This window comes from Methylocella silvestris BL2, from assembly GCF_000021745.1.
Lineage (GTDB): Bacteria > Pseudomonadota > Alphaproteobacteria > Rhizobiales > Beijerinckiaceae > Methylocapsa > Methylocapsa silvestris.
Window position 1 is genome coordinate 2,194,281 of record NC_011666.1, and the last position, 21,405, is coordinate 2,215,685.

19 protein-coding genes are annotated in these 21,405 nt (G+C 62.8%); 3 read left to right on the forward strand and 16 right to left on the reverse strand.

Annotation, left to right across the window (positions count from 1 at the left end; all coding sequences use genetic code 11):
- Positions 1-218: 218 nt before the first annotated feature.
- From MSIL_RS10335 to MSIL_RS10345, 3 genes are read right to left on the reverse strand one after another with little or no spacing between them, the layout of a single operon-like run.
- Positions 219-1,472, reverse strand: a complete 1,254-nt coding sequence (locus MSIL_RS10335; RefSeq protein WP_012591033.1) for an SAM-dependent methyltransferase — start codon at positions 1,470-1,472, stop codon at positions 219-221.
- Positions 1,469-2,266 carry a DUF1365 domain-containing protein gene (locus tag MSIL_RS10340; RefSeq protein ID WP_012591034.1) on the reverse strand — a complete coding sequence of 266 codons (798 nt, stop codon included), beginning with the start codon at positions 2,264-2,266 and terminating at the stop codon, positions 1,469-1,471. The genes MSIL_RS10335 and MSIL_RS10340 overlap by 4 nt, the downstream gene beginning before the upstream one ends.
- On the reverse strand, positions 2,263-3,606 hold the full coding sequence (locus MSIL_RS10345) for an NAD(P)/FAD-dependent oxidoreductase (protein ID WP_012591035.1): 1,344 nt from the start codon (positions 3,604-3,606) through the stop codon (positions 2,263-2,265). The genes MSIL_RS10340 and MSIL_RS10345 overlap by 4 nt, the downstream gene beginning before the upstream one ends.
- A gap of 147 nt (positions 3,607-3,753) precedes the next feature.
- Between MSIL_RS10345 and MSIL_RS10350 the strand changes: the two genes are divergently transcribed.
- Together MSIL_RS10350 and MSIL_RS10355 are read left to right on the forward strand one after the other, a co-directional pair.
- Positions 3,754-4,590 (forward strand): alpha/beta hydrolase, encoded by an 837-nt coding sequence (locus tag MSIL_RS10350; protein ID WP_012591036.1) that lies wholly within the window; start codon positions 3,754-3,756, stop codon positions 4,588-4,590.
- Positions 4,587-5,396 (forward strand): DUF1295 domain-containing protein, encoded by an 810-nt coding sequence (locus MSIL_RS10355; protein ID WP_012591037.1) that lies wholly within the window; start codon positions 4,587-4,589, stop codon positions 5,394-5,396. Before MSIL_RS10350 ends, MSIL_RS10355 begins: the two co-directional genes overlap by 4 nt.
- Here MSIL_RS10355 and MSIL_RS10360 read toward each other — a convergent pair.
- Positions 5,393-5,794: a DUF2177 family protein gene (locus MSIL_RS10360; protein WP_012591038.1), complete on the reverse strand. Its 402-nt coding sequence runs from the start codon at positions 5,792-5,794 to the stop codon at positions 5,393-5,395. The genes MSIL_RS10355 and MSIL_RS10360 overlap by 4 nt on opposite strands.
- A 131-nt stretch (positions 5,795-5,925) precedes the next feature.
- Between MSIL_RS10360 and crtI the strand changes: the two genes are divergently transcribed.
- Complete coding sequence (gene crtI, locus MSIL_RS10365; protein ID WP_012591039.1) at positions 5,926-7,416, forward strand: phytoene desaturase family protein; 1,491 nt, start codon at positions 5,926-5,928, stop codon at positions 7,414-7,416.
- Positions 7,417-7,428: 12 nt separating this feature from the next.
- On the opposite strand, the gene hemA is transcribed toward crtI, so the two are convergent.
- From hemA to bchB, 12 genes are all read right to left on the reverse strand, one after another.
- Positions 7,429-8,655: a 5-aminolevulinate synthase gene (hemA, locus tag MSIL_RS10370; RefSeq protein ID WP_012591040.1), complete on the reverse strand. Its 1,227-nt coding sequence runs from the start codon at positions 8,653-8,655 to the stop codon at positions 7,429-7,431.
- Between the two features lie 296 nt (positions 8,656-8,951).
- Positions 8,952-9,797, reverse strand: a complete 846-nt coding sequence (gene puhE / locus MSIL_RS10375) for a putative photosynthetic complex assembly protein PuhE (RefSeq protein ID WP_012591041.1) — start codon at positions 9,795-9,797, stop codon at positions 8,952-8,954.
- Positions 9,798-9,810: 13 nt separating this feature from the next.
- Positions 9,811-10,872 carry a magnesium-protoporphyrin IX monomethyl ester (oxidative) cyclase gene (acsF, locus tag MSIL_RS10380; protein ID WP_012591042.1) on the reverse strand — a complete coding sequence of 354 codons (1,062 nt, stop codon included), beginning with the start codon at positions 10,870-10,872 and terminating at the stop codon, positions 9,811-9,813.
- The gene (locus tag MSIL_RS10385) at positions 10,869-11,174 is read right to left on the reverse strand and encodes a hypothetical protein (protein WP_012591043.1); all 306 of its coding nucleotides are present in this window, start codon (positions 11,172-11,174) and stop codon (positions 10,869-10,871) included. The genes acsF and MSIL_RS10385 overlap by 4 nt, the downstream gene beginning before the upstream one ends.
- On the reverse strand, positions 11,171-11,644 hold the full coding sequence (gene puhC / locus MSIL_RS10390; protein WP_012591044.1) for a photosynthetic complex assembly protein PuhC: 474 nt from the start codon (positions 11,642-11,644) through the stop codon (positions 11,171-11,173). Before puhC ends, MSIL_RS10385 begins: the two co-directional genes overlap by 4 nt.
- Positions 11,641-12,339 (reverse strand): photosynthetic complex putative assembly protein PuhB, encoded by a 699-nt coding sequence (gene puhB / locus MSIL_RS10395; RefSeq protein WP_012591045.1) that lies wholly within the window; start codon positions 12,337-12,339, stop codon positions 11,641-11,643. Before puhB ends, puhC begins: the two co-directional genes overlap by 4 nt.
- The gene (gene puhA, locus MSIL_RS10400; protein ID WP_012591046.1) at positions 12,336-13,097 is read right to left on the reverse strand and encodes a photosynthetic reaction center subunit H; all 762 of its coding nucleotides are present in this window, start codon (positions 13,095-13,097) and stop codon (positions 12,336-12,338) included. The genes puhB and puhA overlap by 4 nt, the downstream gene beginning before the upstream one ends.
- A gap of 24 nt (positions 13,098-13,121) precedes the next feature.
- Positions 13,122-14,552, reverse strand: a complete 1,431-nt coding sequence (locus MSIL_RS10405) for an MFS transporter (RefSeq protein ID WP_012591047.1) — start codon at positions 14,550-14,552, stop codon at positions 13,122-13,124.
- The gene (gene bchM, locus MSIL_RS10410) at positions 14,549-15,250 is read right to left on the reverse strand and encodes a magnesium protoporphyrin IX methyltransferase (protein WP_012591048.1); all 702 of its coding nucleotides are present in this window, start codon (positions 15,248-15,250) and stop codon (positions 14,549-14,551) included. The genes MSIL_RS10405 and bchM overlap by 4 nt, the downstream gene beginning before the upstream one ends.
- Positions 15,250-16,158: a ferredoxin:protochlorophyllide reductase (ATP-dependent) iron-sulfur ATP-binding protein gene (gene bchL, locus MSIL_RS10415; protein ID WP_012591049.1), complete on the reverse strand. Its 909-nt coding sequence runs from the start codon at positions 16,156-16,158 to the stop codon at positions 15,250-15,252. The genes bchM and bchL overlap by 1 nt, the downstream gene beginning before the upstream one ends.
- The gene (locus tag MSIL_RS10420) at positions 16,155-19,901 is read right to left on the reverse strand and encodes a magnesium chelatase subunit H (RefSeq protein ID WP_041368937.1); all 3,747 of its coding nucleotides are present in this window, start codon (positions 19,899-19,901) and stop codon (positions 16,155-16,157) included. The genes bchL and MSIL_RS10420 overlap by 4 nt, the downstream gene beginning before the upstream one ends.
- Positions 19,876-21,402, reverse strand: coding sequence for a ferredoxin:protochlorophyllide reductase (ATP-dependent) subunit B (bchB, locus tag MSIL_RS10425; RefSeq protein ID WP_012591051.1), 1,527 nt, complete (start codon positions 21,400-21,402; stop codon positions 19,876-19,878). Before bchB ends, MSIL_RS10420 begins: the two co-directional genes overlap by 26 nt.
- Positions 21,403-21,405: the final 3 nt, after the last annotated feature.

The following is a 21,405-nucleotide window of genomic DNA, read 5'->3' on the forward strand; positions in this document are numbered from 1 at the left end:
GATCGATACGATGATATTCTTCTTGTCCGGCCCCTTTTCCCGAGAACAGTCCCGCGAGCCGAAAGCCGTCGCAAACTGCCATGTTTCGCGCGCTTGGCAAACCTCGATCGCGCGAAAATTGGAATTTCCCGAAGCACAATCCGCAGCGGCGTAGCTTCTCTGTGCCGCTCCTCAAGCAGCGCGCGCCGCAAATCGCCGCTCACAAACCAGCGAAGGCTCTACAATAGCCGCGATTTCGCCGGCGCGGCGACCGACCGAGAGAGCACATAAAGCCCAACATCCGTCGCGCCGCTCCGGAAGCCGCCCTCGCAATAGCCAAGATAATATTCCCAAAGTTTCCTGAACCGGTGATCGAAGCCGAGCGTCTCGATCGTCGGCCAGTTTTTCTGAAAACGCCTCGCCCATTCGGCGAGAGTCGCCGCATAGCTCTCGCCGAACGCCCGGATCGCAACGAGATCGAGGCCGCCGTCCGCGATGTGTTTGCGAAGGAGGCCCGGCGATGGCAGCATGCCGCCCGGGAAGATATAATGCTGGATGAAATCCGAGGCGCTTTCATAGGAGCTGAAGCGCGCGTCCTCGATCGTGATGACCTGGATCGCGGCGAGCCCCTGACCGTCTAGGCGCGCGCGCACAACGTCGAAATAGGCCGGCCAGAAACGTTTCCCGACGGCCTCGAGCATCTCGATCGACACCACCCTGTCGAATGTGCCAGTCACATCGCGATAGTCCTGCAGGCGTATGTCGGCGCGGTCAGCGAGCCCCCCGCGTGAGAGACGCGCCATGGTATAATCGCGCTGCGCCGGCGAGAGGGTAAGCCCGGTGACCTCGCAGCCGCGTTCGATCAGCTTCTGCGCCAGGCTGCCCCAGCCGCAGCCGATTTCGAGCACGCGTTCGCCGCCGGAGAGAGCCAGCTGGTCGAGGATGAAATTCTGCTTCGCTTCCTGCGCCGATTCAAGCGTCAGATTCGGCTCGTGAAAAAGAGCGGACGAATAATTCATGTCCTCATCGAGCCAGAGCCCGAAAAACTCATTGCCGAGATCATAGTGATCCATGATGTTACGCCGGCTGCCGCGCCGCGTGTTGGCCCGCAGCGCGTGACGCAAACGGTTGAACACGCGGACTGGAAAAAAACCGCTCATGGCGTTTTGCAAGCCCGAATCATTGCGCGCGGCGAGTTCGATCAGCGCCGCCAGATTCGGGGTTGTCCAATCGCCCTCAAGATAGGCGGCGCCAAATCCGGTGTTGCCTTCGAGGATAAGGCGGCGGATCGCCCTCCAGTGGCGCACATGAATCTCCGCGCCAGGACCAGGCTGCGCGCCGCGATGTCGAATCATTTCGCCGCCTGGCGTGATGATCGTCAGGCTGCCGATCGTCATATTGCGCAAAAGCGTGTGCAATATGAGATGGCGGACGTTGGCGCGGACATCCCGCGGCGCAAGGAGGCGCTCTCCTTCGTTAATCTCATTCGTCAAGGACGGACCTCATCTCTTTCGGGCAGCGGGACAACACTTGGCGATGTCTCCGGCGGACCTGGAGAAGGCCGAAGACGAATGCCTTTCAGCCACAGGCGCAGAGCCTCGAAGTGAATGCCGGCGATCACTTTCACGGTCATCAACGGATAGGCGACGATGAGTCCAAGCAGCTTGCCGCCGGTAAATTCGACGCGCCGCCCGGAAAAGCTCGTGGCGAGCATCACGCCTTCCGAATCGACCGCGTTCACGTTGAAGGCCATCCGGGCGCCGGGAAGCCGAATGGTGAATTTATAGGTTAGCTCCATATCCATGAAGGGAGACACATGCAGCCGCTTCGGGCAATGTTGCAAGATACGCCCCTGTTGACCGCGCGCGTCGAACAGATAGACATGTTTCTCGCCGAACGTATTGTTGACCTCATAGAGGATCGCGACCAGATCGGTGCCCGCGCCGTAGCAGAAATACACGCTTATCGGATTGAACACGTAGCCGAAAACACGCGGCATGCATAAGAGCCGTATGGAGCCGCCATCGGCTGAAAGCCCGGCGAGCCGCAACGTACCCTCGACTTTTGCGCGCAAGGATTCGGCGCCTGCCAATAAATGATCATTGTCATAGAAGCTGATCACATTGGCGCGGTTATAGCCGAACAGCCGAAGCTCATCGTCGAGGGCGGCGAGCTCGTCGATGTCGAAAAGAGCAAGAAAAATCCCGTAGCGGAACCTGTGGCGCCGCGGCCTCAGGCGCCGATGCATGACTATGCCAGGATAAAAACAGGAAGCCCGCGCCTTCATTGCAGCGCCGTCTCCGCATCGTGAAGCCTGAGCGAGGGGATACGCCCGGATTCATCCGGCACGCTCCAGGGGCGCCGGACGCCGCCAATTTGTTCGGCGACGGCCAGTCCGGCCTGCAATCCATCCTCGTGAAATCCGGCGCCGAAATAGGAGCCGCAAAACCAGATGTTGCGCTTGCCCTGCAGGCTCCAGAGCAGCCTTTGCGCGTCCAGCGCCGCGGCGTCGAAAACGGGATGATGAAAGATTTCACTGTGCAGGATGAAGTTGGGGCGCGGCGGATTCGGCGGGTTGAGCGTCACGAAAATATTCTCAAGCGGAGGCAGATCCTGCAGCCTGTTCATCCAGTAGGTGACGCAGAAGCTATCCGCACCGCCCTCGCGCTTAGTCAGATAGTTCCAGCTGGCCCAAGCCTTGCGCCGCTTCGGCATCAGCGTGTCGTCGGTATGGAGCACGGCCGCATTGGCGCTGTACCTGAACGCGCCGAGCAGCCGCCGCTCCTCGGCGCTGGGGTCCGCCAGCATTGCAAGGGCGTCGTCGGCGTGTGCGGCGATGACGACGCGATCGAAATGCTCGACACCCCCGTCCGACGACCGGACTTCCACGCCTCCGGCCTCATGCCGGACGGTCAGCGCGGGACTTTCATATCTGACCTCGATATCGCGTAAAATCCGTTCGACATAGGCGCGGCTGCCGCCGGCGACTGTGCGCCAGACGGGCCTTCCGATCAGCTTCAGGAGTCTGTGATTGTCGAAGAATTTTATGAAGGCTTCCGCCGGAAAATCGAGCATGGTTTTGGCCGGAGCCGACCAGATCGCGGCGGCCATCGGCAGAATGTGATCGTCGCGGAAGGCCTCGCCAAACTTCTCCCGTGTGAGATAGGAGCCAAGACTGACGTCCTGCAACGCGCCGAGATGACTCGGGGCGTTGGCGTAGAAGCGCCGCAGATCCCGCAGCATCGACCAGAAGCGAGGGCTCAAGATGTTGCGGGGCTGCGCGAAAAGTCCGGTGAGATTGACGCCGCCGCTATATTCGAGACGGCCGCCGTCAAGGGACGCCGCAAACGACATTTCCGACGGTTGCGTCCTTACCCCAATATGGTCAAACAGCGCCGTCAGATTGGGATAGGTCAGCGTATTGTAAACGATGAAGCCGGTGTCGACCGGCACAACGCCCGAAGCAGTTTTTACGTCTACGGTGTTGCTATGCCCGCCCGGGCGCACCGCCCGCTCGAACATCGTGACGCGATGAGCGCTGCTCAAGAGCCACGCCGCAGCCATCCCGGAAATTCCGGTCCCTATCACGGCGATATTGCAGCCGCTCTCGCGGTCCCCTTGAGTCATAGATTTCCCTCCCATTTTATATACGGCCCGCGAAGGCAAAGGTTTCAAGCCCGAAAAGAAATGATTTTCAGGACGCATCGAGGGAACTTATCGCCCGTATCCGGCGTATTCCGGCGACACCGCGCGCTCTAGCGTCCGAGCTTTTGAATGTTTCGTCTGGACGAGCGCCTTGGCCTTAATTTCCTCAATTTACCATTCGTGTCGGGCGCGAAAGCGGTCGCGCTCGACGTCGCCTACGGCGTGGAGCCGCGCCACCGTCTCGACGTCTACGCTCCAGCTGCAGCGTCATCGGCGCCGGTGGTGATCTTTCTGCACGGCGGCGGCTGGGAGACCGGCGCGAAGGAGGACGACCGGTTCGTCATGGGCGGGCTTGTCGGGCGAGGCTTTGTCGCGATCACGCTGAACTATGGGCTCTACCCGGCTGTGCGTTATCCGGTCTTTCTCGAGGACGCCGCGATGGCTGTCGCATGGGCGAAGGACCATGCGCGGGGGTTTGGCGGAGATCCGGCGCGTGTCGTGCTTCTCGGCCATTCCGCGGGCGCCTACATTGCGGCCATGCTTAGCCTCGATGTGCGTTGGCTCGGCGGCGTCGGACTCGATCCTGCGAGCGATATAGCGGCGGCCATCGGGCTTGCCGGCCCTTATGATTTTCTTCCTTTGCGAAGCCCATCGCTCAAAGCCATTTTCGGACCGCCTGAAAGCTGGCCGCAGACGCAGCCGATGGCCTATGTGACAGGCAAGCGGCCATTCATGCTGCTGGCGACCGGCGATAATGACGACGCTGTCGATCCCGCCAACACAAGCCGGCTCGTAAATAAAATTCGCCAATCCGGCGGCGGCGTACAAACGATCGTTTATCCTGGCTTGTCGCATCGCGGCATACTGGCGGCGCTCGCCTGGCCTCTGCGTTTTCTGGCGCCTGTGCTTGACGATATCGCCGGCTTCGTCGCACGGCGCTGCCCCCCAACATCGGATCAGCCGTGACTCGCATCGTGTTCATCCTATTATGCGTCGCTCTTCTCAATTGCGCTATCATGGGATTTGCCGCGGCGGCGCAGCGCGTCACAGGCAAGTCAGGATGGGCCGACGCGTTCTGGACGTTTGGCGTCGGCGTTTCGGGCGCCATATTCGCCCTTGCGGCGTTGGCCTCCGGCGAGGGCCCGCCGGCGCGGGGGCTTCTCGTCGCGGTCATGGTGTTTTTCTGGGCGGCGCGGCTTTGCGTCCATATCGCGCGGCGCGCCATAAAGGGGCCGGACGATCCGCGTTATGCCGCCTTGCGGCGCGAATGGGGCGAGGCGGCGGCGCGCAAGATGTTCTGGTTTCTGCAAACACAGGCCTTTTTCGCCGTCTTCCTCGCGTTGAGCGTCTGGGCCGCCGCCGCCAATCCACGGCCCGGCCTTGATCCGAGGGATTACGCCGGCGCGCTGCTGCTTGTCATCGCCGTCATCGGAGAGGGCGCGGCCGATCGCGCCGTGCGGAATTTCGGGCGCGATCCGGCCAATCAAGGTCGCATCTGCGATATCGGACTCTGGCGCTGGTCGCGGCATCCGAATTATTTTTTCGAATGGCTCGGTTGGCTCGCCTATCCAATCATCGCCATCGATTTTTCTGGCTCCTATCTGTGGGGCTGGTTCGCCTTGACGGCGCCCGCGGCGATGTATTGGCTGCTTGTTCACGTATCGGGACTGCCGCCTCTGGAAAAACACATGCTGGAGAGCCGCGGCGCGGCGTTTCGAGCCTACCGCGACCGCACGAGCGCATTTTTCCCGTGGCCGCCGAAATCCGTCTAGCCATGCAGCGCGCGCGTGACGTGAAATCCGGCGGAGGCGGCGGCCGCCGTCAAAACCGCGCCCCATGACATATCAACGAGGCTAAGCGTCCATGTCCAGTTGCGGATCGTCGCCTGGCTGGTCAGATCATAGGTTGCATAACAAAAAAAGCCGAACAAGGCGCCGTAGAGGATCGCGGTGGAGACGCGCCCGCTGGCCAGCGCCGGCAGCACAGCGAAGATCACAACGCCGACGACGAAAAGAGCGTAGAAGGTGAGCGCCGGCGGCAGGTCGAAGCCAGCCCGCAAAACGTCCTGAAGCGTAGCCCTGTAGAGCCTGTCGCCCATAAAGCTTAGCCAGACGAAATCAATCCCGAGAAATACAACGGCGGTCGACGCATAAGCGATCACATAGCGCATGTCGAAGATCCTTCGCCGGAACGCGTTGCGCCGGCCTCATTATTTTGCTTCAACCTTGTCGCATCCGCTTCGTTCCTTTGCTAGCATGCTAGCTGCAATGACTAGAACGCGATGCAGGCGAAGACGATGACATGAACGACTGTCCCTCGGCCATCGTTATTGGCGGCGGATTTGGCGGGATCGCCGCCGCGCTGCGGCTGCGCGCCAGGGGCTGGCGGGTTGTCCTGTTCGATCGCGCCCCGATGCTCGGCGGCCGCGCGCAGGTGTTTGAACGTGAGGGCTTTCGCCACGACGCCGGACCGACCGTCATCACCGCCCCCTTCCTGATCGATGAATTGTTCGCGCTTTTCGGCAAGCGCCGCGAAGACTTTGTCGAATTCATCCCGCTCTCGCCCTGGTACAGATTCCGATTCGCCGATGGCGACGTCTTCGATTATGGCGGCAGCGTCGAAGACACGCTTGCCGAGATCCAGCGCATAGAACCTTCGGATGTGGCAGGCTATATGAATTTGCTCGAGCATTCCCGGCGGATGTTCGACACGGCGTTTACCGCTCTTTCCGACCAGCCGTTTCACGAACTCCCGACCATGTTGCGGCAGGGCGCAGCTCTTGCCCAGCTGCGGGCCTACAAGACGGTATGGGGCATGGTCTCGCATTATCTGACGAACCCCAAGCTGCGACAGGCATTTTCCATTCAGCCTCTGCTTCTTGGCGGCGACCCGTTCGAGACGACAAGCATTTACAGCCTTATTCATTATCTCGAACGCCAGTGGGGCGTCCTGTTCGCAAAAGGCGGCGCCGGCGCGATCATCGCAGCCCTAGCGAAGCTGATGGCGGATCAGGGCGTCGACATCCGCCTCAATTCCACCGTCGAGCGCGTGCTGATCGAAAACGGCGCAGCCCGCGGGGTGAGGCTTTCGAGCGGCGAAATCATCGCGTCCGACATCGTCGTCTCCAATGCCGACCCTATGTATCTTTATCGTAAAATGATCGACGAATCAGCGCAGCCGCTGTCGGTTCGCCTGAAGAAGCACGCGAAGCTTTCGATGGGCCTGTTCGTTCTCTATTTCGGGACGCGGCGACAATACAAGGATGTGGCGCACCATACAATCTGGCTCGGGGCACGCTACAGGGAGCTGCTCGCCGACATTTTTCAACGACGCATCCTGCCGGAGGATTTTTCGCTCTATGTGCATCGGCCGACGGCGACGGATGAAAGCTTTGCGCCGCCCGGATGCGACAGCTTTTACGTTCTGTGTCCGGTTCCCAATCTTCTGGGCAAGATTGACTGGGCGGTTGAAGGGCCGCGGCTTCAGGCGCGCATCGTCAAGGCGCTCGGCGCGACTCTGCTGCCCGGCCTCGGGGAGGTTATGACAGCTGATTTCTTCATGACGCCGGAGGACTTCGCTTCGCGCTATCTGAGCTTCGCCGGGACAGGGTTCTCGATCGCGCCGCTGTTTTCGCAGTCCGCCTGGTTTCGCTTTCACAATCGAGCCGAGGGGGTCGCAAATCTTTATCTTGTCGGCGCGGGAACGCATCCAGGCGCCGGAATTCCCGGAGTGCTCTGTTCGGCGAAAGTGCTCGACCGCCTGATTCCGCCAGCCGCGGCTTTCGTGCGATAATGCGCGCGCCGCTTATTGCGCGGCAATCGCCATCGCCTGCGACATCGGACACCGCGACCAGAGATGTGACAGCGTGTCGACGAGATAGTCCATCTGGGCGTCCGTATGCACCGGCGACGGCGTCAGCCTTATGCGCTCCGAACCGCGCGCGACGGTCGGGTAGTTGATCGGCTGCACATAGATCGCATAATCGTCGAGCAACAGATCGGTGATCGCCTTGCAGTGCACCGGATCGCCGACGATCACCGGCACGATGTGGCTTTGGCTTCTCATGACCGGCAAGCCGGCGTCGGTGAGGCGCTGCTTCAATGTGATCGCGCGCTGCTGGTGAAGTACGCGCTCGGCGCTGCTGGCTTTCAGGTGGCGGATGCTGGCCCTCGCGCCGGCGGCGATGACGGGCGCGAGCGAGGTCGTGAAGATGAAGCCCGCCGCATAGGAGCGGATTGCGTCGCAGCAGGCGCGGCTGCCCGCGATGTAGCCGCCCATCACGCCGAAGCCCTTGGCGAGCGTGCCATTTATGATGTCGACCTGATCCATCGCGCCGTCGCGCTCGGCGACGCCGGCGCCACGCGCGCCATAGAGGCCGACGCCATGAACCTCGTCGAGGTAGGTCAGCGCGTTATATTTCTTCGCCAGCGCGCAGACCTCCGCAATCGGCGCAATATGGCCGTCCATCGAATAGACGCTTTCAAAGACAATCAATTTCGGCGCGTGCCTTGGATATTTGCTGAGTTTGGCCTCAAGATCCTTGATGTTGTTGTGGCGCCAGATTTCCTTCTGGCCGCCGCCGTGACGAATCCCCGCAATCAGAGACGCGTGATTTTTCTCGTCGGAAAAAATGACGCAGCCCGGGAGCAATTTGACCAACGTCGCGATCGCGGCATCATTGGCGACATAGGCGGACGTAAACAACAAGGCGGATTCCTTGCCATGCAGGTCAGCCAGCTCGGCCTCGAGTTCGACGTGATAATGGGTGGTGCCGGAAATATTCCGCGTTCCGCCCGATCCTGCGCCGGCCGTATCGAGGGCCTCATGCATCGCCGCGAGCACGACGGGATGCTGCCCCATGCCGAGGTAATCATTGGAGCACCAGACCGTCACGCTGCGATGCGCGCCGCCCCGTAAATGCTCGGCTTTGGGAAAGGCTCCGCGCTGGCGGATGATGTCGGCGAAGACGCGGTATCGCCCCTCCGCATGCAGGGCGTCGATCCGGACCTGGAAGCCTTGTTCGTAGTTCATGATCGGCTACCCTTAGGAGCTGGTCTCATGGCAGCACGGCAAGCGCGAATGCCGCCCCCGTTTCTCAGTTGTAAGTCTATCTTGTCATTTCTTTGTGTCAACTTATATTGACACCAAAAGGGTCCTCATGCGCCGGCGGCGCTGCCCGACCAAGAGCGTGCGGCCTCACATTTCTTCGCGAGGCGAAGCGAAAAATGAGAGCGATCGGACAGAGCGAAAAATTCGCGCGAGAAGAGGGCGGCGCAAAGATTGAAAAGGGTCGGCGGGCCTGCGCCAGGCGCTGGATCTGCGAAGCCTTATTCGCCTGCGCCGGCGAGTGGTTCGAGGACCAGGGCTTGAATCCGCGCGTCTTGCGCCGGGCCCGGCGCAGATTTTCTCTCGGTCCGGCGCGCTTTGAGGCTCCAGCTCCATAGCTTTTCGGCGGGAAGCGGCAAAACCAGGAACCAATGCTCCACGATCGCAAGAATCATCAGGCTGGCAAGAAAAGCATAGCCCGCCCGCTGGAAATCGGGCGCGCCCGGCGCAATCGCATGCTGCGCAAGGAGAACAGCTGCTACTGTAGACGCCGTGACCGAAACCGGGAACAGCAGATTCATCGGCGACTTCTTGAAGTAGCTTTTCAGATATTGAATCGGCGCTGGCAGGAAGTTTTCCGTCAAATTGAGCACGCCAAAAAATATGTTGAGTTTGGCGCTGAGCCGCATCACCCACAGGATCATAAAGGTCGCGGCGCCGATTTGATTGGGCCCGCCGGCGGTTGCCGCGACCACACATAGTGCGGTGACGAGAATCGCCAGCTCATGATAGAGGACGGCCTCAAACGAAAAGCGGAAGCGCTGAAAACCTGCGGCGCCTTCCGGGCAGGGGGTGCGGCGGGGGCCGGTCACGACCCCCATGAGAAAGCTCATCTCATGCCATGCCCAGATCATCAGGGCGCAGCTGAAGGCGAGATAGGCGCCGCCGATCGTCGTATCAGCGCTGCTTCTCGCCAGTCCGTAGAAGGACAGGCCCATGAGCGCCGTTGCAGCCAGCAGGCTCCAGCGAAATGTATGCGATGGCAGGCCATTGACATAGATCACAAGGCCTGTGCTGAACCACCAGACGAACAGGCAATACAGAATGGGCAGGCCGTAATCGCTCATTGCGCCGCTCCGGCTACCACACGGGGGACAGGCGGATGTTCGCCGGCATGTCGTTGCGTATCGCCGGCACGAGATAGAGCCGCACGAACGCCAGGCCGGCCGCGCCGGTCAGGGACAGTTTTTGCATCCGGCCCAGAACGCCGCCGCGCTTCTCGGCGCGCGTCATCGCCTCGCCGATGCGCCGCAGGCGATCCAGCCCGGCGTGGAAGGCGGGATTGTCGAGATCGAGCGCGAGCGGAAAGGTCTGGCGGGAAATTTCGGACGTGATCCTGAAGACGGCAAAATCATACTCGTCCGGGGTCAGCCCGAGAGCCTTGTGAAATTCCGGCCTTGCATGGTCGCGCACATACATTGTTGCGAAGACAGCGATCAGGAAGAATTTCACCCAGTAGACGTTCATGCCGCTCAGCAGCTTCGGATTCGCGCGCATCAGCAGCGCAAAAGCCTCGCCGTGCCGGAATTCGTCATTGCACCATTTATCGAACCATTTGAAAATCGGATGAATGCGCCGCTCGGGGTAGCGCTCCAGCTGCCGAAAGATGGTGATATAGCGCGCGTAGCCGATCTTCTCCGAAAGATAAGTCGCGTAGAAGATGAACTTGGGCTTGAAGAAGGTGTATTTCTTGGCTTTCGTCAGAAAGCCGAGATCGACCCCGATCTTGAGGTCCTTCAAAGTGGCGTTGATGAAGCCGGCGTGGCGCGCCTCATCCCGGCTCATATATCCGAACAGCGCGCGAATGTCGGGATTGCTCGCGCGCTTGCGCAATTCAGCGTAGAGCACACAGCCAGAAAATTCCGCCGTCACGGAGCTCACGAGAAAATCCACAAACTCCTTGCGCAGCGCTTCCGGCAGATGCGACAGATCGGTATCGAATTCGTCGGTGCGGACGAAATGGCCCTGGTTGGGATCGCGCGCCATTTCGTCAATCAGGGCGTCCCATTCGGTGCGCACCGGGCCGACGTCGATGCGATCGATTTCGGCGAAGTCGGTTGTGTAGAATCGTGGGCTGAGCACGGTGTCGGCCGTCGCCATGGCGGTCGTTTCGTTCGGCGCGCTCTTGCGGTCTGCGGTCATAGCGCCCTCCATGAGGAAAAGCTGACGTCGAAGAGTTGGGTGAGTTCGAATTGCGACTTGATGCGCGTCGCGATCCTGTCGAACCAGCCGGGCTGAACGATTGTCGCGCGCCGACGCAGGACGAGACGCGAGCCGAACGGCGCCTCGATCGCCTCGCCATGCACGATGACCTCGGCGCCGGGTCCGATGATCGCGTCGCCATCGAGGGTCACATGGGCGTGCAGACTGTCGAAACTATGCTCTATTTCGATCGCGCAGGGCGCTTCAAAGCGCCTGCGGCCAAGCAGCCAATCCGCGTTCATGGCGCGCTTCCTTTCTCCGTCAGAAGCTTCGCGAAAGCTCCCGAATTGGTCTCGCCGAATGCGTTGAGCTCGACCACGCGTCCCGTCGCGCGATCCTCGATCGACAGTGCGCTATCTTCGCCAAGTTGTAGGCGGAAGGGCGGCCCGGCGGTCGCCGTGGTGATCGCCGCATCGTCGGCGCGGCGCTCTCTCGCGAAGGAGCGAAGCACCCCCCGGATGAAGCCGTTGGCGCCTGCCGAAAGCACGGTAACCTCAGTGTTGTTGCTGGCGTCGAACACGGCGACTGATCCGTCGGCGCGATCTTCGAAGCGCAAATCGCGCGAAATGCCTGCAGCGGGCGCCGGCGCGTGATAGACGCCAGCGCCTGTCAGCCGACCGATCGAGACCAGGAGAAGCGCGAAAACAACCAGGCCGCCGGCTGCAAAAAGCGGCAGACGGGGAAACGGGCGATAGCCGACAAACTGGTTCATGACGCTTTTTCCTGCATCGCCGCGCTATCCTGATCGGCGCAGCCGCAGGCGTCCCTGTTGGGACGAGAGCCCTCATAGACCTTGAGGCCAGGCGCCGAACGCTTGGTTGCTGAGGAGAAGCTAGTGAGCGCTCCGGCGAGAATGGCGGAAACGCGGGCGGCCTGCGGCACGGCGCGCAGCATCGGCTCGGGCTTCGCCCAGCGCCACGGCCGCGCATGCGGCCAAAGAATGAGATAGGCGAATTTGTCTGTTCCGGACAGGGCCAGCGCAATGTCGCCAAAACCCTCCGCATCCGCCTTGAGCGCGGCGGAGTCGACGATTGTGAAGGGGAAGTTGATGGTGATCGGCAACGCGACGCCGATGCGCATGACGATCCGTTTGCTGGTGATCGAATAGACCGTTGTTTTCGCCGTAAGCCAGGCGATCAGCGTCAGCATCCCGCAGGACAACATTGCGAGTGAGACGAGCCAAAGGAAGGATTGCGCGGCGCCCCGCAGTCCAAGGCCGTCCGCCGCCGCGGAGCCGACGCCCCACGCAAGAAGAAGCGCGAAATAAACAGCGACAGCGCGCACATGGAATACGCTGCGCGTCAATCGTCCCCAGTCGGGAGCGCCCTGCCAGAGCAACTTCTCGCCGTCCGGCAGGGGCTGCGGCAGGCCGCGGATGGGTTCGAACTCGAAATCATCCTGGATCATGCGAACGGCTCCGCGCGCTGGGGCGTGGCGTAGAGCTTGCCGCCGCCGTAATAGCCATAGATCTTGTCTTCTTCGAGCAAGGTCACCTGATCCGGGTTGCGATGACCCGGAACATTGGCGAACTGGGACGCCAGGATGGCGTCGACCCGGACTTTTCGCGCCCGGCGGTCGATGCGCGCGAGGCCCATCGGCAGCAGAACGCTCCCGGCGCCGACATCAACTTCAAGGTAGCGAATGACCACCTCGGAGCGATCGACCCATATGTCGCCCACGGTTCCAGCGGCGGCGCGGTCGGCGCCGATCACGGTCATGCCGCGAGGATCAGGATCGCGGCTGTCAAGTCCGAAGGACGGATCCACGCGGAGCGGAACGATCCGGGGCTCGCCATTGATGGTCACATCGGGAATGTCGCGCCTCAGCGCGTAGGATCCCGGCCCGACGCCGCCGCCCATCGGATCGCCGTTGGGCAGCAGAGGCGCTCCCGGCCAGACCGCGGCGGGCCGCGCCGAGAACTCGGGCTGGTTCGCCGCGCTGCTCGGCGCCGACATGCTGTTGCCGTCCGCGAGGCGGAAGATTTTCGGCCGCGGCAGCGGAGTCACGCCGTCGCTCGTGGCGTTACGGGGGCCCTCGACGAGCGGATATCCCTCGCGCTTGTCCTCGCCCCGCAAATACAGGATTAAAAGCGCGAAAAAGATCCAGAACGTGTAAAGCACGACCTGAGCGACGTCGATGTTGCTTGTGATGGATCCGGCATTCATGGACGATCCTCCAAATCCGTGAGGTCAACCAGCACTCTTGCCGAGCTCGAATGCGCCTGCCGCACCGCCCTCTCGTGCGTCGTGGCGCACGAGAGGGCCGATTGCGACAAGGGTCACGAACATCAGCATGAGCTCGATCATATAAACGGCTATGTAACCCGTGGCCGGACCGGCGACAGTCGGCCCGAACGCTCCTTGCGCGGCGAACGTCGATACCCCGTCGGCGATGGCGCCTCCGAGCGCGATCGCGAGCCCGGCGGCGCTCGCCTGCGCCGCCCCCCAGGCGCCGAGCGCCATTCCGGCGGCGTCGCGCCTGGCCTGGTTCATTGTCGCGGTCAGCGTGCCATGGGCGAACAGTCCGGCGCCGAAGCCGATCAGCACTGTTCCCACGCCGAACAGGCGGGCGGAGTCGAGCGGGGCGGCGAAGATCACAGCGCTGAAGGCGGCGAGCCCCGCGAGCAGCCCATAGGCCGACACGCGGTGCGGATCGGCGCCCCCGCCAAGAAGCCGCGCGGCGAGCCAAAGGCCGCAAATGCTTCCGATCGCCAGCATCGCGGTCAGCGCGGTCGTCGCGCCAACCGGCAAGTGCAGCACCTGCCCGCCATACGGTTCAAGCAGAATGTCCTCCATGCTGAACGCCGCCGTGCCAAGCGCGATCACAAGGAGCCGGCGTTTGGCGCGCTCGCTCTGGCGCAGGTAGGCGTTCCAGGAGGCGGCGAAGGACGGGCGCGGCATGATGAGCGGCTGAAGCGCCCGGCGCGGCTCCTGCTTCCACAAGGCGATCATGTTGAGGCCCATGGTCAAGACGGCGGCGCCCTGAACCACCCTGATCAGGCGAAGTTCGCTGAAGTTGGCGAGAAGCGCTCCGAACGCGAGGGCGCTCGCAAGCATGCCAACGAGAAGCATCATGCAAAGCAGGGCGACGACGCGCGGACGCGCGTGGGCCGGAGCCAGATCTGTCGCAAGCGCGAGCCCCACCGTCTGCGTTGTATGCAGGCCCGCGCCAACCAGAAGAAAGGCGAGCGCCGCCGCGACGTGGCCGACCCAGACGGGTCCATTGGAATCGCCGGAAAGAACAATCAAGGCGAAGGGCATGATCGCCAGCCCGCCGAACTGGATGAGCGTCCCGAGCCAGAGATAAGGCACCCTGCGCCATCCGAGCGCGGAACGATGGGCGTCGGAGCGGAAGCCGACGAGGGCGCGAAACGGAGCGAAAACCAGAGGCAGCGAAACCATCAGCGCGACGAGCCAGGCCGGAACGCCAAGCTCGACGATCATGACGCGGTTCAACGTGCCGACCAGCAGAACAATGGAAACGCCGACGCTGACTTGAAACAGCGAAAGCCGCAACAGCTGGCCAAGCGGCAACTCCACAGTGGCTGCGTCGGCGAAGGGGAGAAGGCTCGGGCTGAGCCGCTTCCAGTTGCGCGCGAGCTTTTCGTTCAGCTTCGTCATGTCCGGCGAAGCTCCTGGGCTTGCGAGACATAGAAACCGTTGGTCACTCTTTGGGTGCGCCCCGCGCGCCAATCGGCGAGTCCTGGGTCGGCCGCGATCACGCGCCGCAGGGCGGTCTCCGCGAGGGGCGATATTGCGGGCGCGCGATCTTTGCGCGGGAACAGCCGCCCGACCGCGTGCATGATCGCCAGCGCCGGCGTCCTCGGCGCAAAGGTAAAAAGCATTGACGCGCGGGTCCGGGCGCCGAGCTCTCCCAGCGCCTGCACCATTTGCGCCTGAGGATAATGGATGAGGCAATCCATGCCGACCACATGATCAAATGCGCCCAGGTGTGGATCGAGCATATCGCCGGCGATGAATTCCACCTTGCCGCGGCCAAGACCCTGCGGCGTGCGCTCGCGCGCCAGCTCGATCAGCGTCGGCGACAGATCAATCGCGACGACTGTGGCGCCGCGCCGCGCCGCCTCGACGGCGAACGCGCCAGAGCCACAGCCGGCGTCAAGCAGCCGCAGGCCGGAGAGATCGTCGGGCAGCCAGGACAACAGCGTCTGGCGCATCGAATCGCGCCCGGCGCGTACGCTCGCCCGAATGCGCCCGAGCGGGGCGTCCGATGTCAGGCGCGCCCAGGCCTCGACGGCGGTTCGGTCGAAATAGGTTTCAATCGCCGAGCGGCGTTCGAGATAAGAAAGGCCAGCCATCAGTCATATCCCAACAGGTCGAAAATCTCGCGATCCTTCAAAGGCATCGCGTCGAGAGGCTCGGTTCCTGCCCAAAGCGTTTCGGCCAGATGCATGTATTCGGCCTGCACCGCGAGGATTTCGGGGCTCGGATCCATTTCAAAAATCACGGATTTCTTCAGCCGGCTGCGGCGGATCGCGTCGAGATCGCGAAAATGCGCCATGGTTTTCAGGCCGACGCGGTTGTTGTAGTTATCGATCTGGTCAAGCTCGGCGCTGCGGTTGGCGATAACGCCGCCAAGCCGCACCTTATAGTTTTTCGCCTTTGACGCGATCGCCGCGACAATGCGGTTCATCGCGAAGATCGAATCGAAATCATTGGCGCAGACAATCAGCGTTCGATCGGCAAATTGCAGCGGCGCGGCGAAACCGCCGCAGACGACATCGCCGAGCACATCGAAAATCACCACATCGGTGTCTTCGAGAAGGTGATGCGCCTTGAGCAGCTTGACTGTCTGGCCGACGACATAGCCGCCGCAGCCGGCGCCGGCCGGCGGGCCTCCCGCCTCGACGCACATGACGCCATTATAGCCTTCAAAGATGAAGTCTTCGGCGCGCAGCTCCTCGGCGTGGAAATTGACCGATTCCAGAACATCGATGACGGTCGGCACGAAGCGCTTCGTCAGCGTGAAAGTCGAATCATGCTTGGGATCGCAGCCGATCTGCAGCACGCGCTTGCCCAGCTTTGAAAAGGCAGCCGAGAGGTTGGAAGAGGTCGTGCTCTTGCCGATGCCGCCCTTGCCGTAGACGGCAAATACCTTGGCTGTTTCGATGGCCAGCAGGGGGTCGGTGGCGACCTGGACGCTGCCTTCGCCATCGCCACAACCCGGACCCGAGGCGCATCCGCCAATTCTCAAAGGTATATTCATGCGACCTTGTCCAATCCAATGCCTTCGAGCCTGTCCTCAAGCTCCTCGCCAGAGCGGCGAAGCGCTGCGAGAGTCTCCTCGTCGGGCGTCCAGTAGTTGCGTTCCTGCGCCTCGATGAGGCGATGGGCGATTTTCAGTGAGGCGGCGGGATTGAGCCTTGCCATCCGCTCGCGCATTTCCGGATCGAGCAGATAGGTCTCGGTCATCCGATGGTAGACCCAGGGCGCGACCTGCCCCGTCGTCGCCGACCAGCCTATGGTGTTGGCGACATGCGCCTCGATGTTGCGGACGCCCTCAAAGCCATGCTTCAGCATGCCCTCGCGCCATTTCGGGTTAAGGATGCGCGTGCGTGTTTCGAGCGCCACCTGCTCTTCGAGCGTCCGCACCACGGCCTCGCCGCGCGTCGCGTCGCCGATATAGACCGGCGCGCTCTCCGCTGCGGGGCCCTTGGCGCGCTTGATGGCGCGACTGACGCCCCCGAGCGTATCGAAATAGGTGTCGATGGTAGTGACGCCGAGCTCGACGGATTCGAGGTTCTGGTAGGCGAGATCGACGCCGGAGAGCACGGTCTTCAGAAGGTCGAGCTGCTGACGCGGCGCGCCGCTGCGGCCGTAGGCGAAGCCCTTGCGCCTTGTGTAGGTTTCGGCGATTTCGTCTTCGTCGCTCCAGCGCCCGCTTTCGACGAGAAGATTGACGTTGGAGCCATAGGCGCCGTCGGCGTTGCCGAACACGCGCAGCGAGGCGGTCTCAAGGTCGCCGCCGTTCGCCGCGATATAGGCGAGCGCATGCTTGCGCACGAAATTGCGCTCAATCGGTTCGTCGGCGGCGGCCGCAAGGTAGGCGGCCTCGGCGAGAAGCTTGATCTGCAGCGGCATCAGATCGCGGAAAATGCCCGACATGGAAATCATCACATCGATGCGCGGGTGATCGAGTTCTGCGAGGGGCGTGAGGCTCGCGCCGACGAGGCGGCCGTAGCTGTCGAAACGGGGCGCCGCGCCCATCAGCCACAGCGCGTGGCCGATCGGGCTGCCCTCGGTCTTCAAATTGTCGGCGCCCCAGAGCACCAGGGCGACGAGTTCCGGCGCGGGTTTGCCTTCCGCTGCATGGCGCTCCAGCAGGCGGGCGGCCTGACGCGCGCCGTCCTGCATGGCAAAACGGCTCGGGATGCGGAACGGATCAAAGCCGTGCAGATTGCGCCCGGTCGGCAGAATGGCCGGCGTGCGCAACAGATCGCCGCCCGGCGCGGGCCGTATGAATTTTCCGTCGAGCGCGGCGAGGATCGCTGCCGTCTCATGGTCTTCGGTCATCAGCGCATCGGCCGTCGCAAGCCCGCCGAGCATGGCGAGCGTCGCCTCGTCCGGCGCAAGCCCTGCTGCAGCTGCAGCCTGTCGCGCGGATGCGCCGTCGATCAGCGCTTCGATCGCCGCGGGCACAAGGCGGACGCCAAGCGCGGCCTCGCCCATCGCCGCGAGCGTCCCGGCGCGCTCCTCGCGCGAGGGCGCCTTGCCGATCACATGCAGCCCATGCGGGATCAGCGCATATTCGATTTCGAGCACCGCCTCCGCGAGCTTCATGATCCGCTGTTCGGGCCCGCCGGCGGCGGGCGCCAGATCGACCTCGGCGGCTTGAAGCTCGATCAGTTTTGCAAGCTCCGCCCGCTCGTCGGCTGCGGCCGCCGGCGTTTGCCGCCAGCGCTCGATCGACGCCTTGAGATCAATGAGGTTGCGGTAGAGCCCGGCATAGGCGATGGCCGGCGTAAGGTAGCTGAGCAGCGTCGCGCCCGAGCGACGCCGCGCCAGCGTTCCCTCGGACGGGTTGTTGGACGCATAGACATAGAGATTGGGCGCGTCGCCGAGCAGCCGCTCCGGCCAACAGGCGTCGGTCAGTCCGGTCTGTTTGCCGGGCATAAATTCGAGCGCGCCGTGGGTGCCGAAATGCACGATGGCGTTGGCGCCGAAATCCTCCCGAACCCAGCGGTAGAAGGCGCTGAAAGCATGTGTCGGCGCAAAGCCCTTCTCGAACAGAAGGCGCATCGGATCGCCCTCATAACCGAAGGCCGGCTGGATGCCGACGAAGACATTGCCGAATTGGGCGCCGAGGACGAAAATTGATCGCCCATCGCTTTGCTGGCGTCCGGGCGCCCTGCCCCATTGCGCTTCGATCTCGGCGAGCCAGGGCTCATTGTCGATATGGTCATCGACAGAGATCAGCCGGTGCACATTGGCGACGGCGCCGAAGCGCGATGCATTGCCATTTACGATCGCCTCGCGCAAGGCGTCGACGGTTGGCGGCGGCTCGACGCTGTAGCCAGCGCGCTGCATGGCGAGAAGCGTGTTGTTCAGCGATTCGAAGACGGCGAGAAAGGCCGCAGTCCCGATGTTGCCGGCGTTGGGCGGAAAATTGAACAGGACGACGGCAACCTTGCGCTGGGCCTGCGTGGTCCGCCGCAACTGTGCCAGCCGAAGGGCGCGGGCGGCGAGAATTTCGGCCCGCTCGGCGCAGACATGCATGTCGCGGGCGCCCTCCGATCGAGGAAATACGCAGCGGCGGGCGCAGCCCTCGCAGGCATGCCCAGCGCCTTCGGAACGGCCGCCGAAAACCGTCGGACAAATGGCGCCGTCGAGTTCGGGGATCGCCACCATGACGGTGGCTTCGACCGGCGACAGGCCGCGATCGGACGCCCGCCATTGCTCGATTGTCTGGAATTCCAGCGGATGCGCGGCGATATAGGGAACATCAAGCCGAGCGAGAATTTCTTCGGCGGCGCGGGAGTCGTTATAGGCGGGGCCGCCGACCAGGGAAAAGCCCATCAGCGAAACCAGCACGTCGATGCGTGGAGCGCCGGGTCCAAGAAAATAGCGCTCGATGGCCGGCCGCGCGTCGAGGCCCGTTGCGAAGGCCGGGATGACGCGAAGACCCCTCGCCTCGCAGGCCGCAATCACGCCGTCATAATGGCCGGTATTGCCGGCCAGCACATAAGAGCGCATCACCAACAGGCCGATCGTCGGCTGTCCGTCCAATCCGCGCGGCAGATCTTCGATAGTCTCGCTGACGCGGTTCTTCATGCGGGGGTGGTAGACGCCGACTTCGGGATAATCTTTCGGATTCTCGATCTGTAGCGCCCCGCGCAAGGATTTCCGCGGACCGTCGGCGTAGCGGGAGACGAGAAAGCGAACCATATTGGCCATGTTGTCTTCCGACCCCGCGAGCCAATATTGCAGGGTCAGGAAATAGGCGCGCACATCCTGGGCTGCGCCTGGTATGAAGCGCAGGATTTTCGGGAGGCGGCGGAGCATTCGCATCTGCCGTACGCCGGCGGTCGCCCCGTCGCTCTTGCCGCGCAGCCGCTTCAGCATTGCAAGCGGCCCCTTGCGCGAACCGTCCATGCTGAAGCCGCCCATGCGCGTCAGCCGCGTGACTTCGCCAGCCGACATGGCGCAGACCATGGCGTCGCATTCGGCGCGCCGCGCCTGAAGGGCCGGCAGGATCGGTTTGAAATGCTCCTCCATGAACAGCATTGTCGCGATGATCACGTCGCCCGTGGCGATTGCGGCGCGGGCGCGCTCCAGCGCGTTTTCGTTGGTCGACCACTCGCAGGCGGCGTGAACGACGAGGGAAAGGCCTGGAAGATCGCGCTTCAGGCTTTGGCGAGCGCGATCGATCGCGCTCGCGATATGCGCGTCCATCGTGATGATGACGACCCTGATCGGGGCCACCTCAGCGGCTGTAGTGCGCTTTTGCATCATAAAGCGTCTCGATGGTGATGAGCGGGAGACCGCGCTCCTGCGCGTAGCGCTCGGTGTTGCGCCGGGCCTTTCCGCGCACAAAAAAGGGAATGGATTTCAGCTCGCGTTCGGCGCCCGCGTCCCACGCCAAAATTGCGGGCGTGTGAGTCGCCTGGGCAGTCGCAACCGCAACGCCGAGATGGGATGGCGCAGCCTCATCGTGAAATTCCTCGTCTCCGCGAAACATCGTCAACAGATGTTCCTCAAGGCCCATCATCAAAGGATGGACCCAGCTGTCGAAGATCACATTGGCGCCCTCAAAGACCATTTGCGGCGAATGGCGCGCGGGAAAATCCTGCACATGCACCGGCGCGGAGATCACCGCGCAGGGGATGCCAAGACGCTTGGCGATATGGCGCTCCATCTGCGTGCCGAGCACCAGCTCCGGCTGCAGTCTCTCGATCTCTGCCTCGACTTCGAGATAGTCGTCGGTGATCAGCGCGTTGAGCGAATAGAGCGCCGCCGCCGCGCGCATCTCGCGGGCAAATTCGCGGCTGTAGGAACCCAGCCCTGCGACCGTAAATCCAAGCTCCCGCGAGGCGACGCGCGCCGCCGCGATAGCATGGGTGGCGTCTCCGAAAATAAACACGCGCTTGCCGGTCAGATAAGTCGAATCGACAGAGCGCGAATACCATTCGAGGCGCGACTCGGCTGGTCCCAGAAGCGGGCGCGGATCGAGACCAGCAAGGCGCGCCACCTCCTCGATAAAGGCGTGGGTCGCGCCAACTCCGATCGGCTGCGTCTTGACAAGAGGCTGGCGATGCGTCCGCTTCAGCCATTCAGCCGCCTCGAGCGCAACCTCGGGATAAAGCACGATGTTGAAATCGGCCTCCGGCAGGCGCGCGAGATCGTCGGGCGAAGCGCCAAGCGGCGCGCAGATATTGACCCCGACGCCGAGCCGGTCGAGCAGCAAGGTCACTTCACGGATATCGTCGCGATGCCTGAATCCGAGCGCGGTTGCGCCGAGCAGATTGCAGCTTGGCCTTGCTGCCGAGCGCGTCGCGCGCGGCGTGGCGAGCGCCTTGGCGAAGGCGCGCACGAGATTGTAGAAGGTGAGCGAAGCGCCGAAGTTTTCCTTGCGCTGATAGGCGGAAAACTCAAGCGGGATGACCGGAACCGGCAGGCCGAGCCCGCGGGCGAGCCCGCCCGGATCATCCTGGATGAGTTCGGCCGTGCATGAGGAGCCGACAAGCAGCGCCTTCGGCTTGAAACGCTCATAGGCCTCTTGCGCCGTTCTCTGGAACAGCGCGGCGGTATCGCCGCCAAGGTCGCGCGCCTCGAATGTGGTGTAGGTCACCGGCGGGCGGCTCTCGCGCCGCTCGATCATGGTGAACAGCAGATCGGCATAGGTGTCGCCCTGCGGCGCGTGCAGCACGTAATGCACATCCTTCATCGCGGCGGCGACGCGCATGGCGCCGACATGAGGAGGACCTTCATAGGTCCAGAGCGTCAGCTGCATCTC

What these genes read in the sequence shown, in the direction of transcription:
- MSIL_RS10340 (WP_012591034.1), bottom strand. Translation starts at nt 2,266, where the DNA reads ATGAAGGCGCGGGCTTCCTGTTTTTATCCTGGCATAGTCATGCATCGG.
- MSIL_RS10345 (WP_012591035.1), bottom strand. Translation starts at nt 3,606, where the DNA reads ATGACTCAAGGGGACCGCGAGAGCGGCTGCAATATCGCCGTGATAGGG.
- MSIL_RS10350 (WP_012591036.1), top strand. Translation starts at nt 3,754, where the DNA reads ATGTTTCGTCTGGACGAGCGCCTTGGCCTTAATTTCCTCAATTTACCA.
- MSIL_RS10360 (WP_012591038.1), bottom strand. Translation starts at nt 5,794, where the DNA reads ATGCGCTATGTGATCGCTTATGCGTCGACCGCCGTTGTATTTCTCGGG.
- crtI (WP_012591039.1), top strand. Translation starts at nt 5,926, where the DNA reads ATGAACGACTGTCCCTCGGCCATCGTTATTGGCGGCGGATTTGGCGGG.
- hemA (WP_012591040.1), bottom strand. Translation starts at nt 8,655, where the DNA reads ATGAACTACGAACAAGGCTTCCAGGTCCGGATCGACGCCCTGCATGCG.
- puhE (WP_012591041.1), bottom strand. Translation starts at nt 9,797, where the DNA reads ATGAGCGATTACGGCCTGCCCATTCTGTATTGCCTGTTCGTCTGGTGG.
- acsF (WP_012591042.1), bottom strand. Translation starts at nt 10,872, where the DNA reads ATGACCGCAGACCGCAAGAGCGCGCCGAACGAAACGACCGCCATGGCG.
- MSIL_RS10385 (WP_012591043.1), bottom strand. Translation starts at nt 11,174, where the DNA reads ATGAACGCGGATTGGCTGCTTGGCCGCAGGCGCTTTGAAGCGCCCTGC.
- puhC (WP_012591044.1), bottom strand. Translation starts at nt 11,644, where the DNA reads ATGAACCAGTTTGTCGGCTATCGCCCGTTTCCCCGTCTGCCGCTTTTT.
- puhB (WP_012591045.1), bottom strand. Translation starts at nt 12,339, where the DNA reads ATGATCCAGGATGATTTCGAGTTCGAACCCATCCGCGGCCTGCCGCAG.
- puhA (WP_012591046.1), bottom strand. Translation starts at nt 13,097, where the DNA reads ATGAATGCCGGATCCATCACAAGCAACATCGACGTCGCTCAGGTCGTG.
- MSIL_RS10405 (WP_012591047.1), bottom strand. Translation starts at nt 14,552, where the DNA reads ATGACGAAGCTGAACGAAAAGCTCGCGCGCAACTGGAAGCGGCTCAGC.
- bchM (WP_012591048.1), bottom strand. Translation starts at nt 15,250, where the DNA reads ATGGCTGGCCTTTCTTATCTCGAACGCCGCTCGGCGATTGAAACCTAT.
- bchL (WP_012591049.1), bottom strand. Translation starts at nt 16,158, where the DNA reads ATGAATATACCTTTGAGAATTGGCGGATGCGCCTCGGGTCCGGGTTGT.
- MSIL_RS10420 (WP_041368937.1), bottom strand. Translation starts at nt 19,901, where the DNA reads ATGCAAAAGCGCACTACAGCCGCTGAGGTGGCCCCGATCAGGGTCGTC.
- bchB (WP_012591051.1), bottom strand. Translation starts at nt 21,402, where the DNA reads ATGCAGCTGACGCTCTGGACCTATGAAGGTCCTCCTCATGTCGGCGCC.